Origin of the sequence: Rhodococcus sp. AG1013 (genome assembly GCF_003350365.1) — a bacterium.
GTDB lineage: Bacteria > Actinomycetota > Actinomycetes > Mycobacteriales > Mycobacteriaceae > Prescottella.
In genome coordinates this window covers 346,072-370,565 of the sequence record NZ_QQAT01000001.1, presented here as the reverse complement: position 1 = coordinate 370,565, position 24,494 = coordinate 346,072, and the positions used below count along the sequence as shown (strand labels likewise).

The following is a 24,494-nucleotide window of genomic DNA, read 5'->3' as shown; positions in this document are numbered from 1 at the left end:
CCTCTCGACTGATGTGACCCGAATCTGATGTGACCCGAATCTGATGTGGGACCCGAGTCGCTACCGCGATTCGGTGTGACCCCGGTCATTGTCGAGGGGTGCGGCCGGTGGGCGCGCGGGGCTTCCCATCCAGCGGAACACCACTCCGGCCGGCCGTCTATCAGCACCTGCAGCGCGGCGAAGCCCTGCTCGGCGAACAGTTCGGTGGCGGCGGCCTGCACCGCCTCCGCCAGCAGTTGGGCGTGCTCGGCGCGATGTCGGTGATCGGCGTGCTGGCGTCCTGAACACCTCGTGGCCTGACGAATCCCACTGGGCGGGAAGATGTCCCACCCTCCCCGTCGCCCGGGACATCATCGTCCCGGGCGGCGTACGTCGTCCCCGAACAGTCGAGGAGTGTCGATGTCGTCAGGTACGGATTGGGAAGAGGAGTACGGCTACTCGGATGCCGTGCTCAGCGGAGATCTGCTGTTCTGCTCCGGCCAGGTGGGTCTGGACTCGGACGGCACCCCGCCCGCGGACCCGGAACGCCAGTACGACCTGGCGTTCGCGACACTCGGGGCCCTGCTCGCGAAGCACGGCGCGTCTCCGCTCGACCTCGTGGAGCTGACGAGTTTCCACGTCGACTACCCCCACCACATGGTGGAGTTCATGGCCGCCAAGGCCCGATTCCAGGGTGCCGCGCGGCCGGCCTGGACCGCCATCGGTGCGGCCGCGCTCGGCAAGCCGGGCATCCTCGTCGAGATCAAGGCGACCGCCCGGATCCGTCCGAACTGATCAGCCGAGGCTGCCGTGCACCGTCTTTCCCGCGAAGACCGTGGCCCGCACCTCGAGGTCGGCCAACGCGTCGGGATCCACCGTGAGCGGGTTCGCCGACAAGACGACGATGTCCGCGTGTGCACCGGGCGTCAGTGATCCGATGCTCTCGTCGCTGAACAGCTGCCACGCGGCGTCGATCGTCTGCGCCCGCAGAGCCGCACCGACCGGGATGCGCTCCTCGGGGGCGAGCACGTGGCCGCTGCGGGAGCGCCGCGTGACCGCGTCCGCGATGTTCCGGATCGGGTTGGTGGGGGTGACCGGACCGTCGTTGTGGAACGAGATCCGATGACCGGCCGCGAGCGCCGAACCGGCTGCGGCCCAATGTGCTCCGTGGTCACTACCGAACAGGTCGTCGACCAGGACGTCGCCCCAGTAGTACAGGTGGTCCACGAACAGGCTGCACGTGACCCCCAGCCTGGCGGCCCGACGGAACTGATCGGGCCGCATGGCTCCGACGTGTTCGAGTCGCAGACGGTGGTCGGGGCGGGGATTGTCGCCCAGCATCTCTTCCCACGCGTCGAGCACCATCGTGATCGCTTCGTCGCCGTGCGAGTGGCAGGCGATCTGCCACCCCTGCTCGTAATAGGGCGTGCTGATCTCGACGATCTGGTCCTTCGTGTAGTTCGCGTGGCCGTGGCTGCACGCCATACCGAGCGCCCGGGTGGCCGGTGTGTCGAGATACGGGAAGCTGAGCGCGATGTTGCCGATCCACGGGGACCCGTCGGACCAGATCTTGATGCCCACCTGCCGGACCATGTCGTTGCCGGCGCCCGGGGCGACGTCGGAGGACCGTCGCGGACCGGACGTCTCGTACAGCCGCAGCCGCGTGGTGAGCACGCCTGCCTCGGCCGCGGCCTCCAGCGCCGGACGCATCGCGGGGTCGAACGCCATCTCACTCACCGTGGTCACACCGGCGGCGTTCATCCGGGCGCACTCCGCGGCCAGGAGCTGCGGGAAGCGGTCCGCGTTCGACAGCAGTTGGGGACTGGCGATCGCGAGCACGGCCGCCATCTCGTAGGCGACGCCGTCCAGGTCCCCGGATTCGTCGCGGCCGAAGCGCGCGCCCTCCGGATCCGGGGTGTCGCGGGTGATACCGGCGGCGACGGCGGCGGCGGAATTGAAGTAGGCGGCGTGCCCCGAGTTGTGCAGGATCACCAGAGGTGCGTCGGGCGACATCTCGTTCATCCACTGCAGCGTGGGATCGGACAATCCCTTCTGCAGCAGAGGATCCCAACCGTTGAGAAGAGCGCCTTCCGGACCACCGGAGGCGACGGCCTGTTCGATGGCGGCCAGCACTCCGGCTGCGTCCGGGATCGTCACCGGCCGGATGTCGACGACGGGCTCACCCAGCACCACCGCCTCGTTCAACGGGTGGCCGTGCGCCTCGATGAATCCGGGCATGATGCACGCGGCGCCCAGATCGTGGACGATGGTGCCCGGTCCGATGTGCGGGGCGACCTCCGCGTCCGAACCGACGGCCACGATACGGCCGTTCTCGACGGCGACGGCTGAGGCCCGCGGCTTCGCGTCGTCCATGGTCACAACGTCGCCGAAGAGCACCAGATCCGCCATTGACACACCCCGCCACTTCCCGTTTCGCTCGGGCCTCCGGACGGCCGAGATCTCGCACGCGACACGCTACCGACCGACCGTCCTTTCTGCGCGTCGAACGCCGTCGTGTCGGAAACGTGGAATCGGGTAGGAAGGACCTGGGTACGTTCGATCGACGCGAAGGAAGAGGAGAGCGACATGGCGAAGAAACGATGGGCCGAGCTGAGCCCGCGCCGGCGTGCGGTGATACTCGTGCTGGGCTCGGTGCAGTTGAGTCTCGCTGCTACCGCGTGGACGGATCTTGCCACGCGCGACCCCGAGCAGGTCAACGGCAGCAAGGGCAAGTGGGCCGCGATCATCGCGGTGAACTTCATCGGCCCGCTGTCCTACTTCCGCTGGGGCCGGCGCACATCCGCATGATCGGGTAGCCGGAGGCGTCAACGGGCATCCGAGATCGAGTCACGCTGGTCGATGAGATCTGCGAATACCACGGTGTTGTCGCGGTAGCTGCGAACGGAGTCGTCGAACTCTCCCCCGCACGTGATCAGTCTGAGGCCGGGATGGTCGAGGTCTCCGTACACCCTGCTCGTCGGGAACGAGGCCTTCGCGAAACGCTCGACACTCGCCACCCGGAACACGGCGGTGACGCCGTCGCTTCGGGTGGCGGTGACCTCGTCGCCTGGCGTGAGTTCGTGGAGTCGATAGAAGACGCCGGGATCGCCCTCCCAATCCACATGCCCGGCAACGATGGCCGGGCCGATCTCGCCGGGAACCGGTGAGCCGGAATACCATCCCGCGGGATGCCCTCCGGGGGGCACTTCGAGCGCACCGTCGGGTTCGAGGCCGAGCATCATGAGATCCGACGTGACGCCGATTGCCGGAATCGAGATGCTCACGGGATGCAGGGCCGAGGGGTCGGCCAGGTTGGCGCCCGCGCCGGTTGCCGGTGTGGTCGCCGATTGCGTTGTCGCCGACACTTGCTCGTTCCCCGGTTCGGTGCTTGCGCATCCGGCGAGAACGAGTGCTGCTGTGGCGCAGGCTGCGACAGCCGCCGACAGGCCGTTGCGCCGCGAGCGCGGGCAACGGCCTGTCGATCTGTCGGTCATGAAACTGCGACCCTCCTACGACTTACGACGATGCCGTCCGGCGGCCACCGTTGTGCCGGCCGCCGCGGCAAGCAGCAGGGCGGTGCCGAGGAGCGCTCCGCGCGCCGGCGCGTCGTCGGCGAGCCCCTTGTCGCCGGCTTCGACGCCACCGACCGGCACAGCCGAGATCTGGCCACCGGTACGAGCCGCACCGACTTCGGTCTGAGCGGTCGGCGCGCTGATGCCTTGCGCAGCAAAGCTATCACCGGGCGCCGTGGCGCGAAGGACGATGTCCTGAATGTTACTGTCGGCGGCCTCGCCCCGTGCGGAGCCTTCACCGCTTCCGGTTCCGGCGGCACCGCCGCTACCGAGGGTTGCACCGCCCGCGAGGGCACTACCGAGTGCCGCGCTCCCGATGGTCGCTCCGCCGGCGAGCGCGCTGCCGAGGGTCAAGCCACCGATCGCCGCACTGCCGAGCACGGGCACTGCGCTGCCGAGTGCCGCACTGCCCAGTCCTGCACCGCCGAGCGTCGAGCTACCGGCGTCGCCGGCGCTACCCGATCCGCCCTCGCTGCCGCTGTCCGGTGCCGCGCTGCCGCTGGTGCCGCCGCCGTCCGCGCTACCCAGGTCGAGGCTGCCCAGCGCGAGGTCGGTGAGGCTGCCGAGGTCGATATCGCCACTCCCCGAGATCCCACTCGAGCTACCGGAATCGGCACTACCAGCATCACTTCCGGACCCCGCACTACCGGAATCGATACCGCCCGCGCTGCCCGAGTCGCCCGTGCTCCCCAGAGCCGCCGCACTACCCACAACCGGAAGAGCCAAGCTCCCGAACGGAAGCACAAGGCTTCCCAGCGCCAGCTCACCCAGGCTGCCCAGATCCAGCCCGCCCGCACTACCGGAATCGGCACTCCCGGCACCCAGGTCGGTCAGACTGCCCAGATCCAGACCGGCACTACCGCTGCCCGCGCTGCCGCTGTCACTACCCGAACCAAGGCTGCCCAGCGCAAGCTCGGCCAAGCTACCCAGATCGACATCGCCGCTCCCCGAGCTGCCGGTTGCACTACCGGAATCGACACTACCGGAATCACTTCCGGACCCCGCACTACCGGAATCGATACCGCCCGCGCTTCCGGAGTCGCCCGTGCTCCCCAGAGCCGCGGCACTACCCACAACCGGAAGCGCCAAACTCCCGAACGGAAGCACAAGGCTACCCAACGCCAGCTCACCCAAGCTGCCCAGATCCAGCCCGCCCGCACTACCGGAATCGGCACTACCGGCACCCAGATCAGTCAGACTGCCCAGATCAAGATCGGCGCTACCACTTCCCGCGCTGCCACTGTCACTACCCGAACCAAGGCTGCCCAGCGCAAGTTCGGCCAGGCTACCCAGATCGAGATCGCTGCTCCCCGAGCTACCGGAATCGGCACTACCGGAATCACTTCCGGACCCCGCACTACCGGTATCGATACCTCCTGCGCTTCCGGAGTCGCCCGTGCTCCCCAGAGCCGCCGCACTACCCACGACCGGAAGCGCCAGGCTACCGAACGGAAGCGCCAGGCTACCGAACGGAAGCGCCAGGCTTCCCAATGCCAGCTCGCCCAGACTGCCCAGATCCAGACCGGCACTACCGCTGCCCGAGCCGCCACTGTCACTACCCGACCCGAGGCTGCCGAGCGCAAACTCGGCCAGACTGCCGAGATCGAGGTCGCCGCTCCCCGAACTACCCGAATCCGCGCTGCCGGAATCGGTACTGCCGGAATCGGCGCTGCCCGCACCGAGATCGGCCAGGCTACCGAGATCCAGCCCCGCCTCACCCTCGCTGCCCGCCGCCAAGCTCCCCAACGGGGCCGCCAAGCTACCCAACGGCAGCGCAAGACTGCCGAGCGCCAGCTCGCCCAGGCTGCCCAGATCAAGCCCGCCTGCACTACCGGAATCGGTAGAGCCCGCGGCCAGGTCGGCCAAGCTGCCGAGATCCAGATCGGTGCTACCACTGCCCGCGCTACCACCAGCACTTCCCGAATCCGCGCTGCCCGAATCGCTACCCGAACCGAGATCGGCCAGGCTACCGAGATCCAGCCCCGCCTCACCCTGGCTGCCCGCCGCCAAGCTCCCCAACGGGAGCGCAAGGCTACCGAGCGCCAGGTCACTCAGGCTGCCTAGATCGAGGCCGGCGCCACTGTCACTGCCGGACCCGAGGCTGCCGAGCACAAGGTCGGTCAAGCTACCCAGATCGACATCGCCACTGCCCGAGCTACTCGAATCAGCACTACCGGAATCGCTGCCCGAACCGAGATCGGCCAGGCTACCCAGATCCAGCCCCGCCTCACCCTCGCTGCCCGTCGCCAAGCTCCCCAACGGGGCCGCGAGGCTACCGAGCGCCAGGTCGCCCAGACTGCCGAGATTCACATCCGCGCTGCCACCGTCCACGCTGCCGGCATCGCTGCCCGTGTCGGTGCTGCCGGAATCGCTACCCGTACCCAGGTCGGCCAGGCTGCCCAGATTCAGGTCAGTGCTGCCGCTCTCGGCACTACCGCCGGCGCTGCCGGTGTCGCCGACACTGCCGCCGTCTACGTTGCCGAGGCTGCCGGCCGCGAGTTCGGTCACGAGTTGCACGGCATCCTCGAGGCTGCCGATTCCCAGTTCACCGCCGCCGGAGCTGCCGCCGCCGGCGTTACCGAGGCTGCCCAGCACCAACTGGGTGAGACCGTTGAGGTCGAGGTTGCCCGCGCTCCCGGCGTTCACGCCGCCGTTGGCGCCACCTGGTCCGGCACTGCTGCCGAGTCCGGCCTGGCCGTTTCCGCCCGCGCTGCTGCCGAGACCCGCCAGCCCTCCGTTCGCGCCCCCATTGGCGCTGCTTCCGACGCCGTTGCCCGGCGCCGGATCTGCCTGACCGACGGCGGGCGTTCCGATCGTCAAGGCACCGACCGCCGTTGCGGCGATCATGATGCGACTCTTCATCTTCAGCGTGCGGATGTTTCTGCCCCTATGGGTAGACATCGTTTTACGACCTCCTGATCGGCATGCACAGCAAATGCAAAGACAGTCAGCCCAACCGCATGACGACAGAAATGACGAACGACGCCCCCCAAGAATCCGTTCGATCCCCCGATCGAACGGATAGCAACTTTCCCCCGGCCACATGCATACAGGCGCAACGACGATAACATCTCGAACAGGTATCGATTACGAAATCTTCACCGCACCTTGTCATTCGTCCAGTTGCAGCGATGCCCGACGCGGCGCAATCCACCCACCGATCTGGCATTTTCGCTCCGGAGACCGGGGTGAGCGGGGTGCTGAATTCACCCCGCAACTCACCTTGGGAACGAGCATGTCACCTCACCGCATCGGCAAAGTTGCTGCGCCCCGGTACCGCTCAGATCCGGTGATCGGGTTCCGCGGCATCGGCGTACGTCTTCGCCCACCGGTAGTCCGGTTTCCCACTAGGTGTGCGCTCGACGCGGTCGGCAACCCAGATCGAGCGCGGAATCTTGTAGCCGGCCAAACGATCGCGCGCGTGCCGTTCCACGTCGCCGAAATCGATGGCACCACCGTCCCGGGCCTGCACCACCGCGGCCACACGGTGGCCCCAGCGTTCGTCGGGCACCCCGATCACGATGGCGTCGTACACGTCCGGATGGGCCTTGACGACGCTCTCGACCTCCTCCGCGAAGACCTTCTCCCCGCCGGTGTTGATGACCATGTTTCCCCTGCCCAGCAGGGTTATCGAGCCATCGACCTCGACCTTGGCACGGTCACCTGTAACGACCACCCGTTCGCCGTCGATGACACGGAAGATCTCGGCGCTCTTCTCCGGGTCCTTGTAGTAGCCGACAGGTACGTGGCCGCCCTTGGCCAGCCACCCGTCGGCCGGGGACCCGGGTGCGACGCGATCGCCCTTGTCGTCGACAACGAAGGAGGCCCGACCAGGCTGCACCCGGGGACCACCACTGTCCGGACCGTCCTTCGACGCGAATCCGATACCGCCGAAACCTGTTTCGGACGATCCGACGGAGTCGGAGACCAAGAGGTTCGGGAAGGTGTCGAGGAAGGCCGTCTTGATCGTCGGCGAGAAGAGCGCTGCGCCCGATGCCACCACCGCGAGACTGGAGACGTCGGCCGTCGATTCGGCGAACGCTTCGATGAGCGGGCGCCCGATCGCGTCACCGGTGATGATGAGAACCTGAACGTTGCACTGTTCCAAGAGTTTCCACGTCCGATGGGCGTCGAACTTGGGATCAAGAACCACCGTGTTGCCGGTGAACATCGCGGTGAACGTGGGCATCATCGCGGCCGCGTGGATCAACGGCGGCAGCGCGAACCAGCGCATCGGCTCTCCGGCCGTTCCGACCCGGGACTGCTGATACTCGTCGACGACCGGTTCACCGCTGTAGAAGTCGATCCCGCCGCCGAGTACCCGCCAGATGTCCTCGTGGTGCCACACGACGCCCTTCGGCCGTCCCGTGGTCCCTCCGGTGTACATCAGGAACAGGTCGTCGCTGCGGCGCTCGTCGAAGTCGCGCTCCGCGGATCGTCCGTCGAGTGCACGCTCGTACTCCACACCGCGACAGTGCAACCCGAGCCCACCCTGGTCGTCCTCGACGACGATGGAGTGCCGAATCCTCGGCAGCGTCGGCAGGACCTCCTCGATCCGTGGCGCGTACACCCGGTGGTGGATCACCGCCTCCAGATCGGCGTTGTCGTACACGTACGCAAGTTCGTCGCGGGTGTAGCGGTAGTTGATGTTGACCGGCACCGCGCGAATCTTGAACACCGCGATCAGCGACTCCATTGTCTCCAACGAGTTGTGGAGGTGGATGCCGATGTGGGAACCGGCCCCGAACCCCTCGGCCAGCAGGTGATGGGCCAGCCGGTTGGCACGCTGGTCCAGTTCGCGGTAGGTGAGCTCACGATCGCCGCTGATGAGCGCGATCCGGTCCGGCATCACGTCGACGGCGTGCTCGAACAGGTCGGCAAGGTTGAAGGCCACGCGGGACGTCCTTCCGATGAAGTTCGCTCACACGACGGTGAGCGGCAATGGGATACCTCTGTCCGCGAAAGCGAAGTCCGCCCCGGTGCTGAAACGGGTGATGGCCACCTCGCTGCATTCCTTCGTCGGACCGTCCTCGGTCCGGATGTCGACGACCAGCGCATCGCCGTCCTCGGACACGACGTGCGCGGTGAAGCGCGCGTTGACGCCCCGCACCAAGGCCTGCAGCGGCTCGAGGTGGTCGCCGTCGATCAGCGTCGGCCACGCCCCGTCGGCGTCGGCGCGGCCCTGCCGCCCGAGTGTGATGAGCAGGCGTCCGTCGTCGAACCGGATCTCGCTGTCGACGTACTGTTCCGGCGCGAACAGCGGATGCACCGACAGCACCGCGGCGAGACCCTCCAGGTCGTCGGGCAGCCCCAGCGCGTCCCGGATTCGCTCGGCCGCCAGACCGGCGATGCCGGTGAGTTGCTTACGGGTGATGGTCCGCGCGGTCACCTCATCGGTGCGCTTGCGGACCCCGATGAGGAAGCCGAGCGCGAGCAGGTGGTGCTGCAGGCACACCTCTTCCGCGATCCGCGCCAGCGCGGACCGGGAGAAGTCGGCGAACCGCACGTCCGACAGCAGCGGACCCGCGTAGTCGGCCCGGCCGTCGTCGCCGGCGTCGATGGGGGTCAGCTCCGTCGCGACGGCGGCCGTCCGGCCGATGGCCTCGGTGTGCGGCTGAACGACCGGTGGCACATGCGACGGATCGATCGTGACGGTCCACGCGCAGTGCGGATGCCGGTCGGCGGGCACGCGCGGTGGACGGTGGATGGGCCGCACCTGCGCGTGGACGTTGGTCGCGAGCGCCGTCGCGTCGAAGGTCGGATCCTCGATGTCGTGGCACATCGCGGTGACGAAGGCGTCGCCCATCGGTTCGACGTCCATGAGCGCGCCGCAGTGGTGGAGCCAGAACTCGCCGTGGTCGTGGTCGTCGACGCGGAACCGGAAGTCCATGAACTGCGGCGGCGCCCCGATGTCGAGCTGCAGGCCCTTGAAGATGGTCTCGACGCTGTCGCCCTCGTAGTTCAGGGCGCGCTGCATCCGCCGGGTGTACCAGGGGCTCGACGCCTGCCACTCCTCGATGGCGACCTCGGTCATTCCCTCTCGCCCGAACGCGACGATCAGGTGCGCCATCCCGGAGCGGTCGATCAGCTGCCCGCACAGCAGCAGCTCGGGCACCAGCACCGCCAGGTCCGCGCGGGACAGTGCCTCGAACGACGATCGGCGGCGGGTCTCGCTCACCACAGCTCCACCGGTGACTGGCCGGCAGGGAACCACCCCGGCAGCTTCTCCCCCGAGACCGACCGCTGGATCCGCGCGGACATGCCCTCGGACAGCGCGTTGTTCGTGATCATCTCGACGAACAGTGCCGACACATTGCCGAAGTCGAAGAAGTCCCGCTGCCACGCCCACTGGAAGTCACCACCGTAGCGGAACCAGCTGCCGCCGATGCCGTGAACCTGGTAGTGGCTGCCGTCGTCGCGGGTCCGATCCGCGATCTGCTTCCACAGTCCGATGACGTCACCGGTGCGGTCGTCGATCACGAACTGCTGGTACGGGTACTGCCACCCCTCGAGTCCGAGCATCTCCTGCCCCAGCGCCAGTTCCTTTATCTCGTCACGGCCGACGGCCATGAAATCCTGTTGCGGGCCGTAGTTCCAGCCGTAGGTGGCATCCTCGGTGTACATCTGCGCCAACGGCTTCCAATCGCCGTTGGCCTCGCAGCGCTTGTTCTCCTCGATCCATCGCTGGACCATCTCGTCGAGTTCGGCGCGATCGAACTGGGTCATTTCTCAATCACCTTCCGTGGTCTGGGCACTGCGTTGGTTCACGAGCCGGAGCGCAGCCGTCGGGCAGTACTGCACTGCCCGTTCGACGTCCGCGCGCATGTCGTCGGGGATCTCACCGTCGGCGATCTCGACCTGCCCGCGCTTGGGCACACGGAAGATGTCGGGCGCCTCGAGCTCGCACATCGCGTGCCCCTGGCACAGGTCCAGATCCACTTCGACCCTCATCACCCCTCGCTTCCCGGCGTCCGCCGGCGGTAGCGCACGCGGCACGGCTGCTCGAGCTGGACCACCATCTTGCTGTGGTCGTTGCGGTAGCTGTCGGCCGGCTGAGCCATCTCGAACTCGAAGTCCTGCAGCAGAATCGAGAAGATCGCCTTCAGCTGCATCAGCGCGAAGGCCGCGCCGACGCAGCGATGCCGCCCGGCCCCGAACGGGATCCAGGTCCACCGATTGACGATGTCCTCCTGGTTGGGGTCGATGTAACGACCGGGATCGAACACGTCGGGATTCGGGAAGTCCTCCGCGATCCGGTTCGAGATCGCCGGCGTGGCCGCCACCAGATCACCCTCGGCGATGCGATGACCCGCCACCTCGAAGTCGCCGCGGGCCACCCGCAGCAGCAGGATCAGCGGCGGGTGCAGCCGCAGCGTCTCCTTGAGCACCGACTCGAGGATCGGGATCTGCCGCAGCCCGGCGAACGTGATGTCGGAGCCGTCGCCGTACAGACCGTCGAGCTCGGCCGTCACCCTCTGCATGAAGTCGGGGTGGCGGAGCAGTTCGATCAGCGTCCATGCCGCGGTCCCGGACGTCGTGTGATGGCCGGCGAACATCATCGAGATGAAGATGCCGGTGATCTCGTCGGCGCTGAACCGCTCGGTGCCGTTCTCGTCCTTGATCGAGACGAGCACGTCGAGCATGTCTCGATCCTCCTTGCCGCGTGGAGGATTCGCGATGCGCTCCGCCATGATCTCCTGCACCAGCGCCACCAGCGCGATCCGGGCCTCGTCGCGGCGACGGAAGCTCTCGATGGGCGCGTACGGATCGACGAAGGCGATCGCGTCGGTGCCCTGCTCGAGCTCGTGGAAGAGCTGCGCGAACCGTTCGTCGAGCTGGTCGCGGAACTTCTTGCCGATCAGGCACGCCGACGACGTGTAGATGGTCAGTTCCGCGAAGAATTCGAGCAGGTCGATCTCGCCCTCGTCGTCCCACGCTTCGACCATGTGGGCGACCTCGTGCGAGATCGTCGCGGCGTGCCCCTTCATCTGCTCGCCGCGCAGCGCCGAGTTGTGCAGCATCTCCTTGCGCCGTTCCGGGCTGGCGTCGAACACCACACCCTCGCCGAAGATCGGTTTCATGAACGGGTACGCGGCCTGCTGGTCCAGCTCCTCGTCCGAGGAGCGGAAGAAGAACTCGTTGGCCTCCGCCCCCGACAGCAGCACCACATTGCGGTCGGCGAGCCGGAACGACCCGACGTCCCCGCATTCCGCACGCACCCGGCGCATCAGCGCGATCGGGTCGGCGCGCAGTTCCTCGAGGTGGCCGTGTTCGTGTTCGCCCCCGGACACGCGCCGGGGTTCGACGATGGTGGTCATTGGTCGTCCTTCCGCAGGGGCGCCTCGGGCTGGACCTCGACGAGCACCATGTGGGCACCGCGCGGGGTCGACACGACGGCGACGACGGCCGCCGCGATGTCCGACGCCCGCAGGAAGTAGGGGTGGCGGGCGAAGCCCCACTTGGACCAGGCCTCGAGCATCGGCCCGACGACCTCGGGGGTGGAGTCCATGCCCATCCCGGTCAGGGTCGGTCCGGGTCGCACGATCGAGGCGCGAACCCCGGTGCCCTCGAGTTCCATTCGCATCTGCCGCCCCATCGCTTCGAGCCCGGTCTTGGCGGCGTTGTAGGCGCCCATCCCCGGCCGCGGCATGTCGGCGCAGTCGGATCCGATGAGGACGAAGTCGCCGCGACGGCGCTCGATCATCCCCGGCAGCACACGGTTGACCAGCCGCTGGGCGCCGACGAGGTGGACGTTCACCTGCGCGAGGAAGCTGTCGGGATCCATCTCGTGAGCCTCCGAGAACACCAGGTCGCCGGCGCCGGAGAGCACGATCTCGGCGGGGCCCAACCGCTCCTCGGCGCCGGTGACGAATCGGTCCACCGAGGCGGTGTCGGTGACGTCGAGGTGCAGCGCGACCGCCTCGCCACCGTTGCTTCGGATCTTGTCCGCGATCTCCTCGCACTGTTCGGTTCGGCGGGCACCGAGCGCCACCGGATGGCCGAGTTCGGCGAGGGCGTAGGCGGTTGCGGTCCCGATGCCCGACGATGCGCCGGCTATCAACGCCGGTCGCCGTTCCGGATGGGGTTCGAATCTAGGCACTGCGCACCTTCACTTTCGTGGGGAGAGAGGCAAATCCTCGAACATTGGTGGAATGGACTCGTACCGAACGGGACTCGTCGATCTCGAACTCCTCGACACGGTCGGCGAACTCCGCCAGGGCGATGTTGGCCTCGAGCCGCGCGAGATGCGCGCCCAGGCAGAAATGGGTGCCGCTGCCGAAGCTGGCGAGCTTGTTGCTGCTGTCCCGGGAGATGCGGAACTCGTCGGCGTCCTCGAACGCCCGGGAGTCCCGGTTGGCGGATCCGACGAGCAGCAGAACACGGTCGCCCGCCGGGATGGTCTGCCCGTGGAACTCGAGGTCGACGGCCGCAGTGCGGGCGAGGATCTGGCTCGACGTGTCGTAACGCAGCGTCTCCTCGACCCACTGCGGGGCGAGGGCGCGGTCGCGCAGCACCGCCGCCGCCTGGTCCGGATGACGTGCACCCCAGTACAGCGCGTTGCCGAGGAGCTTGGTGGTGGTCTCGTTGCCGGCGACCACCATGAGGAACATGAACCCGATGATCTCCTCGTCGGTGAGCTTGTCGCCGTCGATCTCCGCGTCGATGAGCGCCGACGTGAGGTCGTCGGCCCGGTTCCGCCGCCGCTGCCCGAGCATCTCGACGTAGTAGGTGATCAGCTTGATCGACGACTCGATCGCGGCGGGCGGGATGTCGAGGACGCCGTCCTCGCGATGGACGACCAGGTCGGCGAGCCGGCGCAGTTCCGCGCGGTCCGATTCCGGCACGCCCATCAGTTCCGAGATCACGTCCATCGGTAGCTTGCCGGCGAACTCGGAGATCCAGTCGAACTCCCCCGCATCGAGCGCGGGCTCGAGGTACTGGCGCGTGAGTTCCGTTATCCGGCCCTCGAGTTCGGCGACACGCCGCGGTGTGAACCCACGCGAGACCAGCTGACGCATCCGCATGTGCCGCGGATCGTCCATGGCGAGGAACGACATCGTCCGGTGCGCGTGCGGCCCGTACGCGGCCGGGTCCAGCGAGACACCGTTCGCGCTCGAAAGACGTTTGCTGTCACGGAAACCGGCCATCACATCCGCGTGGCGCGACAGCACCCAGAAGGACATGTCGACGTTGCGGTACAGCGGGTGCTCGTCCCGCAGTCGCGCGTAGACCCGATACGGGTCGTCGTGGAAGTCGTAGTCGTACGGGTTGAACGTCACGGGGTCGAGTGACGCCCCGGATGTGGACGCTGTGGTCATCGAGTCACTCCAGGATCAGCTTGACGGAAGTTTCGAGTCGATCGGCAAGTCGTTGGTAGGAGCCGTATCCCATGCCGGCGTGCACGAGCGCCCCCGAGTAGAGAAGTTCGAGCGTCTCCACCAGATCGGGATCGGGACCCGGACCGAGGGCGTCGCCGAGGCGCCGACGGATCTCGATTCCGATACGGGTCCGCAGATGTTCCACGTCCGGGTCCCGGCCGAGCAGCGCGCTGGTCACGGCGCCGGCCAGTGCGGGTTCGTCGACCATCAGCAGTGCGATCCCGCGCAGCACCGCGACGACCCGATCGATGCGACCGCCGTCGACCGGGTCGGGCTCCGGCGCCTGCGCCAAACGCCGCCAGAACACCTCTGCGACAAGATGTTCCTTGGAGGAGAAGTACGTGTAGGCCGTGGCCGGCGCCACCCCGGCCCTCGACGCCACCGCGCGGACCGTAAGTCCCGCGAACCCCTCCTCGTGCAGCACCGCGACCGCCGACGCGGTGAGGCGGTCGACCGTGTCGGCCTGCCGTTCACTGAGACGACGGCGTGTCGATTCGAAGTGCACTTCACTGGACACGTGTCTGGACATTACTACGCTCACGGACTACGGTCCAGACACATGTCCAGTCGGATTCCGAACAGACTTGGAGAGGCCACGAGATGACGCTTCGCCCGACCGACAGTTCCGCGCTTCTGATCGACGGCAAGCTCGTCCCCGGCGCGGGCGGCGTGTTCGACGTGATCGATCCCGCGACCGAAGAGGTCCTGGGACACGCGGCCGAGGGCACCGAATCCGATATGGACGCGGCCATCGCGGCGGCGCGACACGCGTTCGACGACACCACGTGGTCCCGCGATCACGCCTTTCGCGCGCGGTGTCTGCGGCAACTGCGCGACGCTCTGCAGTCGCACGTCGAGGAACTCCGCGAGATCACCGTCGCCGAGGTCGGTGCACCCACGATGCTCACCGCGGGCCCCCAGTTGGAAGGTCCGATCGCCGACCTGGGGTACTTCGCGGACCTGGCCGAGTCCTATTGCTGGGAAACCGATCTCGGGGTGGCGTCGCCGATGGGCATCCGGACCCATCGTCGGCTCCTCAAGGAGGCGATCGGCGTCGTCGGCGCGATCACCCCGTGGAACTTCCCGCACCAGATCAACTTCGCGAAGATCGGCCCCGCCCTGGCCGCGGGCAACACCGTGGTGCTCAAGCCCGCGCCCGACACCCCGTGGTGTGCGGCGCTGGTCGGCAAGGTGATCGCCGAGGAGACCGACATCCCGGCCGGCGTCGTCAACATCGTCACCTCCACCGACCACCGGCTCGGCGCCCAGCTCTCTCGGGACCCGCGGGTGGACCTGATCTCGTTCACCGGCTCCACGGCGACGGGCAAGGCGGTCATGGCGGCGGCGTCGGAGACCCTCAAGAAGGTGTTCCTCGAGCTGGGCGGCAAGTCGGCGTTCATCGTCCTCGACGACGCCGACCTGGCCACCGCGTGTGCGGTCGCGGCGTTCACCGTCTGCACCCACGCGGGCCAGGGCTGCGCGATCACTACGCGCCTGCTGGTGCCGCGGGAGAGCTACGACGACGCCGTCGCCGCCACCGCCCGCACCATGTCGGGGATCCGTCCCGGCAACCCGGCCGCGCAGGGAACCGTCTGCGGACCACTGATCTCCGCGCGCCAGCGCGCCCGTGTGGAGAGCTACCTGAAGCTCGCCGTCGAGGAGGGCGGGACGATCGTCGTCGGTGGCGGCCGGCCCGCCGAGCACGAGCGTGGCTTCTTCGTCGAACCCACCCTGATCTCCGGGCTGGACAACTCCTCGCGGGTGGCTCAGGAGGAGACCTTCGGGCCGGTCCTGGTGATCCTCCCCCACGACGGCGACGACGACGCCGTGCGCATCGCGAACGATTCCCCGTACGGGCTGTCCGGCTCGGTGTGGGGCACCGACAGAGGACGCGTCGACCGAGTTGTTGCGGGCGTGCGCACCGGCACCCTCGCTGTCAACGGCGGCGTCTGGTACGCCGCCGACGCACCGTTCGGCGGGTACAAGCAGTCCGGTATCGGCCGCGAGATGGGTGTGGCCGGATTCGAGGAGTACCTGGAGACCAAGCTCGTCGCGGAACCCGCAACGGCATAGAGCGAGTCGACGTAAGGAGAACGGACATGGGACGTTTCGACGGACGCACCGCCATCGTAACCGGCGCCGCGCAGGGCATCGGCGAAAGCTACGCCCGCGCACTGGCCGCCGAGGGTGCCGACGTGGTCGTCGCCGACCTCAACCGCGAGCTCGGCGAGACCGTCGCCAAACAGATTTCCTCGGACGGCGGATCGGCGGTGTTCAAGGAAGTGGATGTGGCCGAGCCGGATTCGGCGCTCGAGCTGGCCTCGTTCACGATCGAGAAGTTCGGCCGCATCGACCATCTCGTCAACAACGCCGCGATCTACGGCGGCATGAAGATCGATTCGCTGCTGACGGTGCCGTGGGACTACTACAAGAAGTTCATGAGCGTGAACATGGACGGCGCACTGAACGTGTGCCGGGCCGTCGTGCCACACATGCGGGCGAGCGGCGGCTCCATCGTCAACCAGTCGTCCACCGCCGCCTGGGTGTACTCCAACTTCTACGGGCTGGCGAAGGTCGGCATCAACGGTCTCACGCAGCAGCTCGCGTTCGAGCTGGGCTGGTCCAACATCCGGATCAACGCCATCGCACCCGGTCCGATCGACACCGAGGCCACCCGCACCGTCACGCCCGGCAACATCGTCGCGGACATGGTCAAGCGGATTCCTTTGCAGCGCATGGGCACCCCCGACGACCTGGTCGGCATGTGCCTGTTCCTGCTCTCCGACGAGGCGAGCTGGATCACCGGCCAGATCTTCAACGTCGACGGCGGGCAGGTGATCCGGTCGTGAGCACCGCACTTCCCACCGTCGGTTACATCGGCCTGGGCAACATGGGCGCGCCGATGGCGACCCGCCTGCTCGAACGGCCGGGCACACTCGTCGTGTGCGATGCCCGTGCCGAGGCACTCGAACCGTTCACCACGGCCGGCGCGATCGCCGCGGCCACGCCGGCCGAGGTCGCCGACCGGGCGACGGTCATCTCGGTGACCGTCCTCGACGACACCCAGGTCCGCGACGTCGTCACCGGGCCGGACGGCATCCTGGCCACCGCCCGCCCAGGCACGGTGATCGCCGTGCACTCGACCATCAGCGACGTGACCGCTGTCGAACTCGCCGACGCCTGCCGGGCACGTGGCGTCGACCTCGTCGACGCTCCCGTCAGCGGGGGCGCTCCCGGGGCCCGGCAGGGACGACTGGCGGTCATGGTCGGCGGCAGCGACGACGCGTTCGAGTCGGTGCGGGAGCCGTTCGGCCACTTCGCCGAACTGGTGATCCATGCGGGACCGGTGGGTGCCGGCACCCGGATGAAGCTGGCACGCAACCTGTTGCACTTCGTCTCGTTCACCGCCGCATCCGAGGCCCAGCGTCTGGCCGAGGCCGCCGGGCTGGACATCCGGGCACTGGGCAAGGTGGTGCGCCACACCGACGCCATCACCGGCGGCGCCGGCGCGATCATGCTGCGCGACACCACGGCCCCCGTCTCCGACGACGACCCGTGGTTCTCGATCCTCTCCCACGTCCGCAACCTCGGCGAGAAGGACCTGGCGCTCGCGCTCGGCCTCGGCGACCGCTTCGACGTGGACCTGCCCCTCGCCCGGCGCGCCCTGACCGGACTCGGCCCGGGACTGGGCGTCGGCACCGGGGCCGCCGCGGACCATTCCACCCCCGATCAGAAGGAGCACGCATGACCCACCCGAACGGCGACGCGGCCGCGGCGGAGACTCGCGCGCGGGGAGTCGCGATGATGAACCAGGTGTACGGCTGGGAGATGCCGTCGGACGTGCCCGGCGACTTCTTCGCCGTCACCGCGGACCACCTGTTCGCCGACATCTGGACCCGGCCCGGGCTGAGCATCCGCGACCGGCGCCTGCTCCTCCTCGGCGCGATCGCGGCGCAGGGCCAGAGCGACGTCGCGAAGATCCAGATCAACGCCGCCCTCCACAACGAGGAGCTGACCGAGCAGCAGGTGGAGGAGGCCGCGATCTTCCTCTGTCACTACGTGGGCTGGCCCCTCGGCACCGGGCTGAACAACGCGTTGATCTCGGTCAAGGCCGACCGGAGGAAGGCGGCACGCGCGGCGGAGAAGCAGCGAGACGGATAGTCCGGCGATTCGGGCACGGCGACCGTCCTCGGCGCGGATACTAATTTATAGAACACGTTCTACCCGTTGCGCGTCGAAAGGATCTACCCCAATGTCCGAGGCAACCCCCGTTCGTCCCTTGTCCGCCGAAAGCATCGAGACCTGGGACTACGAGGCCGACGTCGTGATCGCCGGCTACGGCATCGCCGGCGTCAGCGCCGCCGTCGAGGCCGCCCGCGCCGGTGCGGAAGTCCTGGTCCTGGAGCGGGCCGGCGGCTGGGGCGGCGCGGCGTCGCTGGCCGGCGGGTTCATCTACATGGGCGGCGGCACCCCGCTGCAGAAGGCACTCGGGTTCGACGACACCACCGAGAACATGAAGACGTTCATGATGGCGGCCCTCGGGCCCGGCGCCGACGAAGCCAAGGTCACCGACTACTGCGAGGGCAGCGTCGACCACTACAACTGGCTGGTCGAGTGCGGCGTCCCGTTCAAGGAGAGCTTCTACGGCCAGCCGGGTTGGGAGACGCCGTTCGACGACGGACTCATGTACTCCGGCGGCGAGAACGCGGCGCCGTTCAACGCGATCGCCACCCCGGCCCCGCGCGGGCACGTCCCGCAGATGGCCGACAAGAAGGTGGGCGAGAAGGGCGGCGGCTACATGCTGATGAAGCCGCTCGTGGAGACCGCGGAGAAGCTCGGCGTCCGCGCCCAGTACGACATGCGGGTACAGACGCTGATCACCGACGCCTCCGGCCGCGTCGTGGGTGTGCAGGCCAAGCAGTACGGCAAGGATGTCGTGGTCCGCGCGCGCAAGGGTGTCGTCCTCGCGACCGGCAGCTTCGCGTACAACAAGGACATGGTCGAGGCGTTCGCACCGCGGCTGATCGGGCGTCCCGGCGCCGCGATCGAGGAGCACGACGGCCGCTCGATCCGCATGGCGCAGGCCCTCGGCGCCGACCTGGCGCACATGGACGCCACGGAGGTCGCGTTCTTCGGCGACCCGCAGATGATGGTGCGGGGCATCCTCGTCAACGGCCGCGGCCAGCGTTACGTCAACGAGGACACCTACCCGGGCCGCATCGGTCAGCTCACGTTGCTGCAGAACGACAATCAGGCGTACCTGATCATCGACGAGGACGCGTACGAGGAGGCGAAGACGACGCCGTCGTCCACACCGTTCTTCCGCTTCCAGCCCAAGTGGGTGGCCGAGACGGTGGAGGAACTCGAGTCCGAGATGGGCTTGCCGGAGGGCACCCTGCAGTCGACGGTCGAGGTCTACAACAAGCACGCCGAGAACGGTCAGGACCCGGTCCTCGGTAAGAAGCCCGAGTGGGTCAAGCCCATCGGTTCGCCGATCGCTGCACTGGACCTGCGCAACTTCACCGCGGGTTTCACGCTCGGAGGCCTGCGCACGAACACCAACTCGGAGGTGCTGCACGTGTCGGGCGATCCCATCCCGGGGCTCTTCGCGGCCGGACGCTGCACCGCCGGTGTCTGTGCGTGGGGCTACGCGAGCGGCACGTCTCTGGGCGACGGCAGCTTCTTCGGCCGTCGGGCCGGGATCAGCGCGGCCAAGGGCTGACAGTCGGACGACGGGGAGGCCGCCCGGCGGTCACGCCGGGCGGCCTCCGTCGCCGTGGATCAGCATCACCGCGGCTCGAACCATCTCGACGTCTCCCGCTTTCGTCCGCCGCACCCCGATCTCCGAACGCACGACGGCGGATCCTTCGAGGAGGCTGACAACGTTCTCCGCCAACGCTGTTCGCCGATTCGCGGGCAACGCCGGCCGGGCACATGCAATCAGGTCGGCGACGTGTCCGACGTACGTGCGATAGAAGGCGCGCACCACCGCCGCGGTCTGCTCGTCCCCCCCGGCGATCGCCCAGATTTCCCGAAACAGCCGTAGACAGGCCGGGTCGTCCTGCTCGGACAGGAGCACCCGGAGCATCCGCGCGGTGTCCTCGCGTGTCACGGTTCTCGCGTCACCGCCGCCGACCGGCTGCCCCGTGGCGGCGGACAGGCGCGCCAGCGAACGATCGAGTGCACGGTCGAGCACCGCCCTGATCAGGTCGGCGCGGGTGGGAAAGTAGTGCTGCAGGTGGCCGATCCGCACCCCGGCCTCCGCGGCGAAGTCCCGCAGCGCGGCGTTCGCATTGCCCCGCGTGGTGAGCACACGTTCGGCGGCGTCGAGCAGCTCGGCCTGCCGCTGCGCGCCCTTGGACATGGTCATGACGTCAATACTTCCACCCCCTGCTCCTCGAGCTCCCGCAGCGCGGAGTCGAGACGCGGATGCAGTTCTGGGAAGGTGACTCCGGCGACCGCGTCGGCAGCGAGCACCCGGCGGAGCCCCAGAAATCCACCGACCGCGGTGAGATGCGCCTGTCCGCGGGGATCGACGATGGTCGCGGACGTGGCGGTGGCATCACCGGCCACGTCGATGCGGATCTGTGCGCTACCCCCGTCGCCCGGTGAGTACAGCAGGGATCGGCGCACCGAGGTCCATCGTTCGCCGCGGCCCCACCGAAACAACCCGACCTTCTTCGCCGCAAGGAGGGCGGTCGTGGCCGAGTTCGAGCTGAAACCGATCCGCGTCGTCGCGGTGTCCACCCCCAGCGTCAACGGCAGTGTGAACTGCTCGGGGGTGTCGAGGCGCGCGACCTTGGTCCGCGAACCGCCGATGTCCACCCATCGGGTGTCGGAGAGCGGCGCCACGGTCACCGGAACGCCGGAGCGCCGCACCTCGTAGTCGTAGCCGAGCCGATCGATGAAGTCCACAGAGTCGATCCCGGCAGAATCCTTCACGTCATATCGGATCGCGATGTCGACCGACGTCGCGTCACCGCCTCGTTCGGCGACGAGGGCGGCCGCCACGATACTCGTGACGCCGCCCATCCAGGACGACGAAAGCAACACCGGTGCAGTCGGTTCGGCGAGGGCTGCGACCGTGACCGCGCGCGTGAGGCGAGAGGTCCACCGCGTGATGTCGACGTAGGGCACGCCGCCCCTCACCGCAGCCCGGAGCACCCGATCGCCCGGGTCGTTGACCGCACCGACCACGGCGCGGACACCCGCTGCGAAGGGTTCCGGGTCGGACAGGTCCCAGCGCCGCACGGACGCCCCGTGCCGCTCGGCCAGGAGGGCACCCCTGTCCGGGTTGCGACCGGTGAGGAGCAACGGCCACTCGGGTCCGGCGAGGTCGGCCAGGGCCGCTCCCACGGTGCCGTATCCGCCGACGATCAGGACCGGTCCGGCGGGGTCGTGCGCGAGTTCGTCGTTCATGAGATCAAAAATAGGTCATATGACCAATTCTGTCGAGGTGCGCAGACTTCGTCCGGTCGGGGTGCTCGCGTGGTGGACATGACGGACGTTTCGGTCCGGCATGTCGGCGCGGGCTGACCTGCGGACCCCGCGGGGGGATACTCGGAGAAGACCGCCGCCCATCGAGGCGGAGTCCGACCGTTCGGGGATGTTCACATGGCCGACTCCGAGACTGCCGACGGGAACGACCTCGTCGTCGACGCGCTCGAAGCCGCCGGCGTCACTACGATCTACGGCGTCGCCGGCATCCCGATCACCGACCTCGCCCGCACGGCGCAGGCCCGCGGCATCCGCTATCTCGGGTTCCGCAACGAGCAGGCCGCCGGGCACGCCGCGGCGGCCGCCGGCTACCTCACGGGACGTCCCGGCATCTGCCTCACCGTGTCCGCGCCCGGCTTCCTCAACGGCCTCGTCGCGCTCGCGAACGCCACCACCGACTGCTTCCCGATGATCCAGATCAGCGGGTCCAGTGACCGTTCGATCGTCGACCTGCAGCAGGGCGACTACGAGGAACTCGACCAGCTGGCGGCGGCGCGACCGTTCGCCAAAGCCGCCTACCGGGTCGACTCCCCCGCCATGATCGGCGTCGGCGTCGGACGTGCGATCCGCGCGGCGGTCTCGGGCCGCCCCGGCGGGGTGTACCTGGATCTGCCGGCGCGGGTCCTGACGGCGTCGGCACCGCGCACGCGCCGACCCCCCATCGTCAATCCGGCGCCGCGTCAGATACCGGCACCCGACGCGGTCACGCGCGCGATCGACCTGCTCGAGCAGGCGCAGCGCCCGCTGATCGTCCTCGGCAAGGGTGCGGCATATGCCCGCGCCGACGCCGACATCCGCGCGTTCGTGGAGGCCACGGGCGCACCGTTCCTGCCGATGTCGATGGCGAAGGGTCTGCTGCCCGACGATCACCCGCAGTCCGCGGCCGCGGCCCGCTCCCTGGTCCTGCGCAGCGCCGACGTCGTGGTGCTCGTCGGCGCGCGCCTCAACTGGCTGCTCGAGCACGGCGAGCCACCGCAATGGTCGCCCGACGCCCGGTTCGTACAACTCGACATCAGCGCCACCGAGTTCGACAGCAACCGTCCGATCGCGGCCCCGGTCCTCGGCGACATCGCGTCGTCGACGGCGTCGCTGCTGGCGGCGTTGCGCCCGGGACGGATCACCCCGGCACCGGACTGGCTGCGCGAGATCGACGAACGCAAGCGCGCCAACACCGAGAAGATGGAGGCCCGACTGTACGCCGACGCGCATCCGATGAACTTCGCGGTAGCGCTCCGCGCGATCCGGGACGTGCTGGACACACACCGCGACGTGATCGTCGTCAGCGAGGGCGCCAACACTCTCGACAACGCGCGCAATATCATTCCGATCCACCGTCCCCGGCATCGACTCGACACCGGAACGTGGGGCGTGATGGGCGTCGGCCTCGGCTATGCGATCGCCGCTGCCGTGGAGACCGGCGCGGCGGTGGTCGCGATCGAGGGCGACAGCGCCTTCGGCTTCAGCGGCATGGAGATCGAGACGATCTGCCGTTACCGACTTCGCGTGATCGTCATCGTGTTCGACAACGGCGGCGTCTACCGCGGTGACGAGATCAATACGCGCTCAGCGGATCCGGCCCCGACGGTGCTGCTGCACTCGAGCCGCTACGACACGCTGATCGAGGCCTTCGGCGGCGTCGGCTACCACGCCGAGACCCCCGACGAGGTGGCGTCCGCGCTCCGTTCCGCCCTCACCACGACCGATCCGGCCCTCATCCACTGTGTCATCGATCCCGCGGCCGGCACCGAGAGCGGGCATCTACAGAAGCTCAATCGTCCGGTGCACGAGGAGGAAACATGACCGAACACGATCCCGGCGGCCATCTCGATCCCACCAAACCGCAAGCCCTCGAGGGCATCACCGTCGTCGACTTCACGCACGTGCTGTCGGGACCGACCTGCACGCGCATGCTCGCCGACGCCGGCGCACGAGTGATCAAGATCGAGCGGCCCGGCATCGGTGACGACACCAGGCAGATGGGCCCGTTCGCCGACGACGGCAGTTCCGAGTACTACCGCCTCGCGAACGTCGGAAAGGAGAGCATCGCACTGAATCTCAAGGATCCCGACGACATGGCGGTGGTCCGGACGATGATCGCGCACGCCGACGTGGTGGTCGAGAACTTCCGGCCCGGGGTGATGGCGGGCCTCGGCCTGGCTCCCGACGATCTCGTCGCCGAGCATCCGCGGCTGATCGTGTGTTCGGTGTCGGGGTTCGGCCAGTACGGCCCGATGCACCAGGAGTCGGCCTACGACACCGTGATCCAGGCGTTGTCGGGAATCATGGACGCCACGGGTTGGCCGGACGGTCCGGCGACCCGGGTCGGCACGTCGATCTCGGACATCATCGCGGGGGTCATGGGCTACTGCGGCATCGTCACCGCCCTCGTCGCCCGCGAACGCACCGGCCGCGGCACCACCATCGACGTCGCGATACTCGACAGCACGTTCGCGTTTATGGAGCACGGACTGATGGACGCCCTCGGCCCACGCGTGCGGCCGACACGGCTCGGCAACCGGCACCCCTTCATGTACCCATTCGACACGTTCGAGTGCCGCGACCGCCCCATCGCGATCGCCGTCGGCAACGACCACCTCTTCGAACTCATGTGTGAGGCAATGGGACTGACCGATCTTCCGTCGGACCACCGGTTCGCCACCAATGTCGACCGCTGCACCAATCACGCGGAACTCAAGACCGCGATGGAGGACGTGCTCAAGTCCGACACCGGCGAGGCATGGCGAGGACGGCTGATCGAGGCGGGCGTGCCGGTGGGGATCGTGCTCAACGTCGACGACACCCGCAAGCTGGACCAGATCGCGGTACGCGGGATGATCAAGAACGTCGGCGGCTTCGACGTCCCCGGCACGCCGCTCAAGTTCGGGACCTGGGACTCGCTGGGATCGACCATTCCGTCGCCGACGCTCGACGACTGCGGCGACGCCCTGCGCCGGGAGTTCGCGCCGCGTCCCGGGGCGTGAGGATCAACCGCGGGGCGTGAGCGTGACCGTGGCCTCCTGCCGCGGTCTGGGCGCGACTGCAGTGCGAGGTCCGCCGCCCGTTTCTC

Annotated in this window: 23 protein-coding genes; 10 read left to right on the top strand and 13 right to left on the bottom strand. The window is 68.3% G+C overall.

Annotated elements, in window-relative coordinates; translation table 11 throughout:
* The first annotated feature begins 98 nt into the window (after positions 1-98).
* The gene (locus DEU38_RS27990) at positions 99-284 is read left to right on the top strand and encodes a hypothetical protein (RefSeq protein ID WP_147283445.1); all 186 of its coding nucleotides are present in this window, start codon (positions 99-101) and stop codon (positions 282-284) included.
* A gap of 115 nt (positions 285-399) precedes the next feature.
* Positions 400-774: a RidA family protein gene (locus DEU38_RS01815; protein WP_114718566.1), complete on the top strand. Its 375-nt coding sequence runs from the start codon at positions 400-402 to the stop codon at positions 772-774.
* Here DEU38_RS01815 and DEU38_RS01810 read toward each other — a convergent pair whose 3' ends face one another.
* On the bottom strand, positions 775-2,388 hold the full coding sequence (locus DEU38_RS01810) for an amidohydrolase (RefSeq protein ID WP_114718398.1): 1,614 nt from the start codon (positions 2,386-2,388) through the stop codon (positions 775-777).
* A gap of 177 nt (positions 2,389-2,565) precedes the next feature.
* Between DEU38_RS01810 and DEU38_RS01805 the strand changes: the two genes are divergently transcribed.
* The gene (locus tag DEU38_RS01805; RefSeq protein WP_114718397.1) at positions 2,566-2,787 is read left to right on the top strand and encodes a PLDc N-terminal domain-containing protein; all 222 of its coding nucleotides are present in this window, start codon (positions 2,566-2,568) and stop codon (positions 2,785-2,787) included.
* A gap of 17 nt (positions 2,788-2,804) precedes the next feature.
* Here DEU38_RS01805 and DEU38_RS01800 read toward each other — a convergent pair whose 3' ends face one another.
* The 10 genes from DEU38_RS01800 to DEU38_RS01755 all read right to left on the bottom strand — a co-directional run bounded on the left by DEU38_RS01800 (position 2,805) and on the right by DEU38_RS01755 (position 14,435).
* Positions 2,805-3,344, bottom strand: coding sequence for a class F sortase (locus DEU38_RS01800; protein ID WP_258557597.1), 540 nt, complete (start codon positions 3,342-3,344; stop codon positions 2,805-2,807).
* Between the two features lie 144 nt (positions 3,345-3,488).
* Positions 3,489-6,398 carry a hypothetical protein gene (locus tag DEU38_RS01795; RefSeq protein ID WP_147283444.1) on the bottom strand — a complete coding sequence of 970 codons (2,910 nt, stop codon included), beginning with the start codon at positions 6,396-6,398 and terminating at the stop codon, positions 3,489-3,491.
* Positions 6,399-6,831: 433 nt separating this feature from the next.
* Positions 6,832-8,445: an acyl-CoA synthetase gene (locus DEU38_RS01790; protein WP_114718394.1), complete on the bottom strand. Its 1,614-nt coding sequence runs from the start codon at positions 8,443-8,445 to the stop codon at positions 6,832-6,834.
* 27 nt (positions 8,446-8,472) lie between these two features.
* The gene (locus tag DEU38_RS01785; RefSeq protein ID WP_114718393.1) at positions 8,473-9,732 is read right to left on the bottom strand and encodes a hypothetical protein; all 1,260 of its coding nucleotides are present in this window, start codon (positions 9,730-9,732) and stop codon (positions 8,473-8,475) included.
* On the bottom strand, positions 9,726-10,277 hold the full coding sequence (locus tag DEU38_RS01780) for a nuclear transport factor 2 family protein (RefSeq protein ID WP_114718392.1): 552 nt from the start codon (positions 10,275-10,277) through the stop codon (positions 9,726-9,728). Before DEU38_RS01780 ends, DEU38_RS01785 begins: the two co-directional genes overlap by 7 nt.
* A 3-nt stretch (positions 10,278-10,280) precedes the next feature.
* Complete coding sequence (locus DEU38_RS01775; RefSeq protein ID WP_114718565.1) at positions 10,281-10,502, bottom strand: ferredoxin; 222 nt, start codon at positions 10,500-10,502, stop codon at positions 10,281-10,283.
* A complete protein-coding gene (locus DEU38_RS01770; protein ID WP_114718391.1) occupies positions 10,502-11,869 on the bottom strand; it encodes a cytochrome P450 in 1,368 nt (455 codons plus the stop codon). Before DEU38_RS01770 ends, DEU38_RS01775 begins: the two co-directional genes overlap by 1 nt.
* Positions 11,866-12,651, bottom strand: coding sequence for an SDR family oxidoreductase (locus DEU38_RS01765; RefSeq protein ID WP_114718390.1), 786 nt, complete (start codon positions 12,649-12,651; stop codon positions 11,866-11,868). The genes DEU38_RS01770 and DEU38_RS01765 overlap by 4 nt, the downstream gene beginning before the upstream one ends.
* Complete coding sequence (locus tag DEU38_RS01760) at positions 12,644-13,870, bottom strand: cytochrome P450 (RefSeq protein ID WP_114718389.1); 1,227 nt, start codon at positions 13,868-13,870, stop codon at positions 12,644-12,646. The genes DEU38_RS01765 and DEU38_RS01760 overlap by 8 nt, the downstream gene beginning before the upstream one ends.
* A 4-nt stretch (positions 13,871-13,874) precedes the next feature.
* A complete protein-coding gene (locus DEU38_RS01755) occupies positions 13,875-14,435 on the bottom strand; it encodes a TetR/AcrR family transcriptional regulator (RefSeq protein WP_114718564.1) in 561 nt (186 codons plus the stop codon).
* Positions 14,436-14,530: 95 nt separating this feature from the next.
* Between DEU38_RS01755 and DEU38_RS01750 the strand changes: the two genes are divergently transcribed.
* The 5 genes from DEU38_RS01750 (at position 14,531) to DEU38_RS01730 (ending at position 19,652) form a co-directional block, all read left to right on the top strand.
* Positions 14,531-16,003, top strand: a complete 1,473-nt coding sequence (locus DEU38_RS01750; protein WP_114718388.1) for an aldehyde dehydrogenase — start codon at positions 14,531-14,533, stop codon at positions 16,001-16,003.
* A 26-nt stretch (positions 16,004-16,029) separates the two neighbouring features.
* Positions 16,030-16,779: an SDR family oxidoreductase gene (locus DEU38_RS01745; RefSeq protein WP_114718387.1), complete on the top strand. Its 750-nt coding sequence runs from the start codon at positions 16,030-16,032 to the stop codon at positions 16,777-16,779.
* Positions 16,776-17,678, top strand: coding sequence for an NAD(P)-dependent oxidoreductase (locus tag DEU38_RS01740; RefSeq protein WP_258557596.1), 903 nt, complete (start codon positions 16,776-16,778; stop codon positions 17,676-17,678). The genes DEU38_RS01745 and DEU38_RS01740 overlap by 4 nt, the downstream gene beginning before the upstream one ends.
* Positions 17,675-18,091, top strand: coding sequence for a carboxymuconolactone decarboxylase family protein (locus tag DEU38_RS01735; protein ID WP_114718386.1), 417 nt, complete (start codon positions 17,675-17,677; stop codon positions 18,089-18,091). The genes DEU38_RS01740 and DEU38_RS01735 overlap by 4 nt, the downstream gene beginning before the upstream one ends.
* Before the next feature lie 91 nt (positions 18,092-18,182).
* Complete coding sequence (locus DEU38_RS01730; protein ID WP_114718385.1) at positions 18,183-19,652, top strand: FAD-dependent oxidoreductase; 1,470 nt, start codon at positions 18,183-18,185, stop codon at positions 19,650-19,652.
* A 30-nt stretch (positions 19,653-19,682) separates the two neighbouring features.
* Here the strand turns inward: DEU38_RS01730 and DEU38_RS01725 are convergent, their stop codons facing one another.
* Together DEU38_RS01725 and DEU38_RS01720 are read right to left on the bottom strand one after the other, a co-directional pair.
* Complete coding sequence (locus DEU38_RS01725; protein WP_114718384.1) at positions 19,683-20,300, bottom strand: TetR/AcrR family transcriptional regulator; 618 nt, start codon at positions 20,298-20,300, stop codon at positions 19,683-19,685.
* Positions 20,297-21,349: a saccharopine dehydrogenase gene (locus DEU38_RS01720; RefSeq protein ID WP_114718383.1), complete on the bottom strand. Its 1,053-nt coding sequence runs from the start codon at positions 21,347-21,349 to the stop codon at positions 20,297-20,299. Before DEU38_RS01720 ends, DEU38_RS01725 begins: the two co-directional genes overlap by 4 nt.
* A 195-nt stretch (positions 21,350-21,544) precedes the next feature.
* Here DEU38_RS01720 and oxc point away from each other — a divergent pair, with 195 nt between their 5' ends.
* Together oxc and DEU38_RS01710 are read left to right on the top strand one after the other, a co-directional pair.
* Positions 21,545-23,227, top strand: a complete 1,683-nt coding sequence (gene oxc / locus DEU38_RS01715) for an oxalyl-CoA decarboxylase (protein WP_114718382.1) — start codon at positions 21,545-21,547, stop codon at positions 23,225-23,227.
* A complete protein-coding gene (locus tag DEU38_RS01710; RefSeq protein WP_114718381.1) occupies positions 23,224-24,408 on the top strand; it encodes a CaiB/BaiF CoA-transferase family protein in 1,185 nt (394 codons plus the stop codon). Before oxc ends, DEU38_RS01710 begins: the two co-directional genes overlap by 4 nt.
* Positions 24,409-24,494: the final 86 nt, after the last annotated feature.

Coding starts and splice junctions, on each gene's coding strand:
- DEU38_RS01810 (WP_114718398.1), bottom strand. CDS start 2,388: ATGGCGGATCTGGTGCTCTTCGGCGACGTTGTGACCATGGACGACGCG.
- DEU38_RS01720 (WP_114718383.1), bottom strand. CDS start 21,349: ATGAACGACGAACTCGCGCACGACCCCGCCGGACCGGTCCTGATCGTC.
- DEU38_RS01780 (WP_114718392.1), bottom strand. CDS start 10,277: ATGACCCAGTTCGATCGCGCCGAACTCGACGAGATGGTCCAGCGATGG.
- DEU38_RS01735 (WP_114718386.1), top strand. CDS start 17,675: ATGACCCACCCGAACGGCGACGCGGCCGCGGCGGAGACTCGCGCGCGG.
- DEU38_RS01775 (WP_114718565.1), bottom strand. CDS start 10,502: ATGAGGGTCGAAGTGGATCTGGACCTGTGCCAGGGGCACGCGATGTGC.
- DEU38_RS01795 (WP_147283444.1), bottom strand. CDS start 6,398: ATGATCGCCGCAACGGCGGTCGGTGCCTTGACGATCGGAACGCCCGCC.
- DEU38_RS01760 (WP_114718389.1), bottom strand. CDS start 13,870: ATGACCACAGCGTCCACATCCGGGGCGTCACTCGACCCCGTGACGTTC.
- DEU38_RS01750 (WP_114718388.1), top strand. CDS start 14,531: ATGACGCTTCGCCCGACCGACAGTTCCGCGCTTCTGATCGACGGCAAG.
- DEU38_RS01805 (WP_114718397.1), top strand. CDS start 2,566: ATGGCGAAGAAACGATGGGCCGAGCTGAGCCCGCGCCGGCGTGCGGTG.
- DEU38_RS01730 (WP_114718385.1), top strand. CDS start 18,183: ATGTCCGAGGCAACCCCCGTTCGTCCCTTGTCCGCCGAAAGCATCGAG.
- DEU38_RS01770 (WP_114718391.1), bottom strand. CDS start 11,869: ATGACCACCATCGTCGAACCCCGGCGCGTGTCCGGGGGCGAACACGAA.
- DEU38_RS01745 (WP_114718387.1), top strand. CDS start 16,030: ATGGGACGTTTCGACGGACGCACCGCCATCGTAACCGGCGCCGCGCAG.
- DEU38_RS01815 (WP_114718566.1), top strand. CDS start 400: ATGTCGTCAGGTACGGATTGGGAAGAGGAGTACGGCTACTCGGATGCC.
- DEU38_RS01725 (WP_114718384.1), bottom strand. CDS start 20,300: ATGACCATGTCCAAGGGCGCGCAGCGGCAGGCCGAGCTGCTCGACGCC.
- DEU38_RS01710 (WP_114718381.1), top strand. CDS start 23,224: ATGACCGAACACGATCCCGGCGGCCATCTCGATCCCACCAAACCGCAA.
- oxc (WP_114718382.1), top strand. CDS start 21,545: ATGGCCGACTCCGAGACTGCCGACGGGAACGACCTCGTCGTCGACGCG.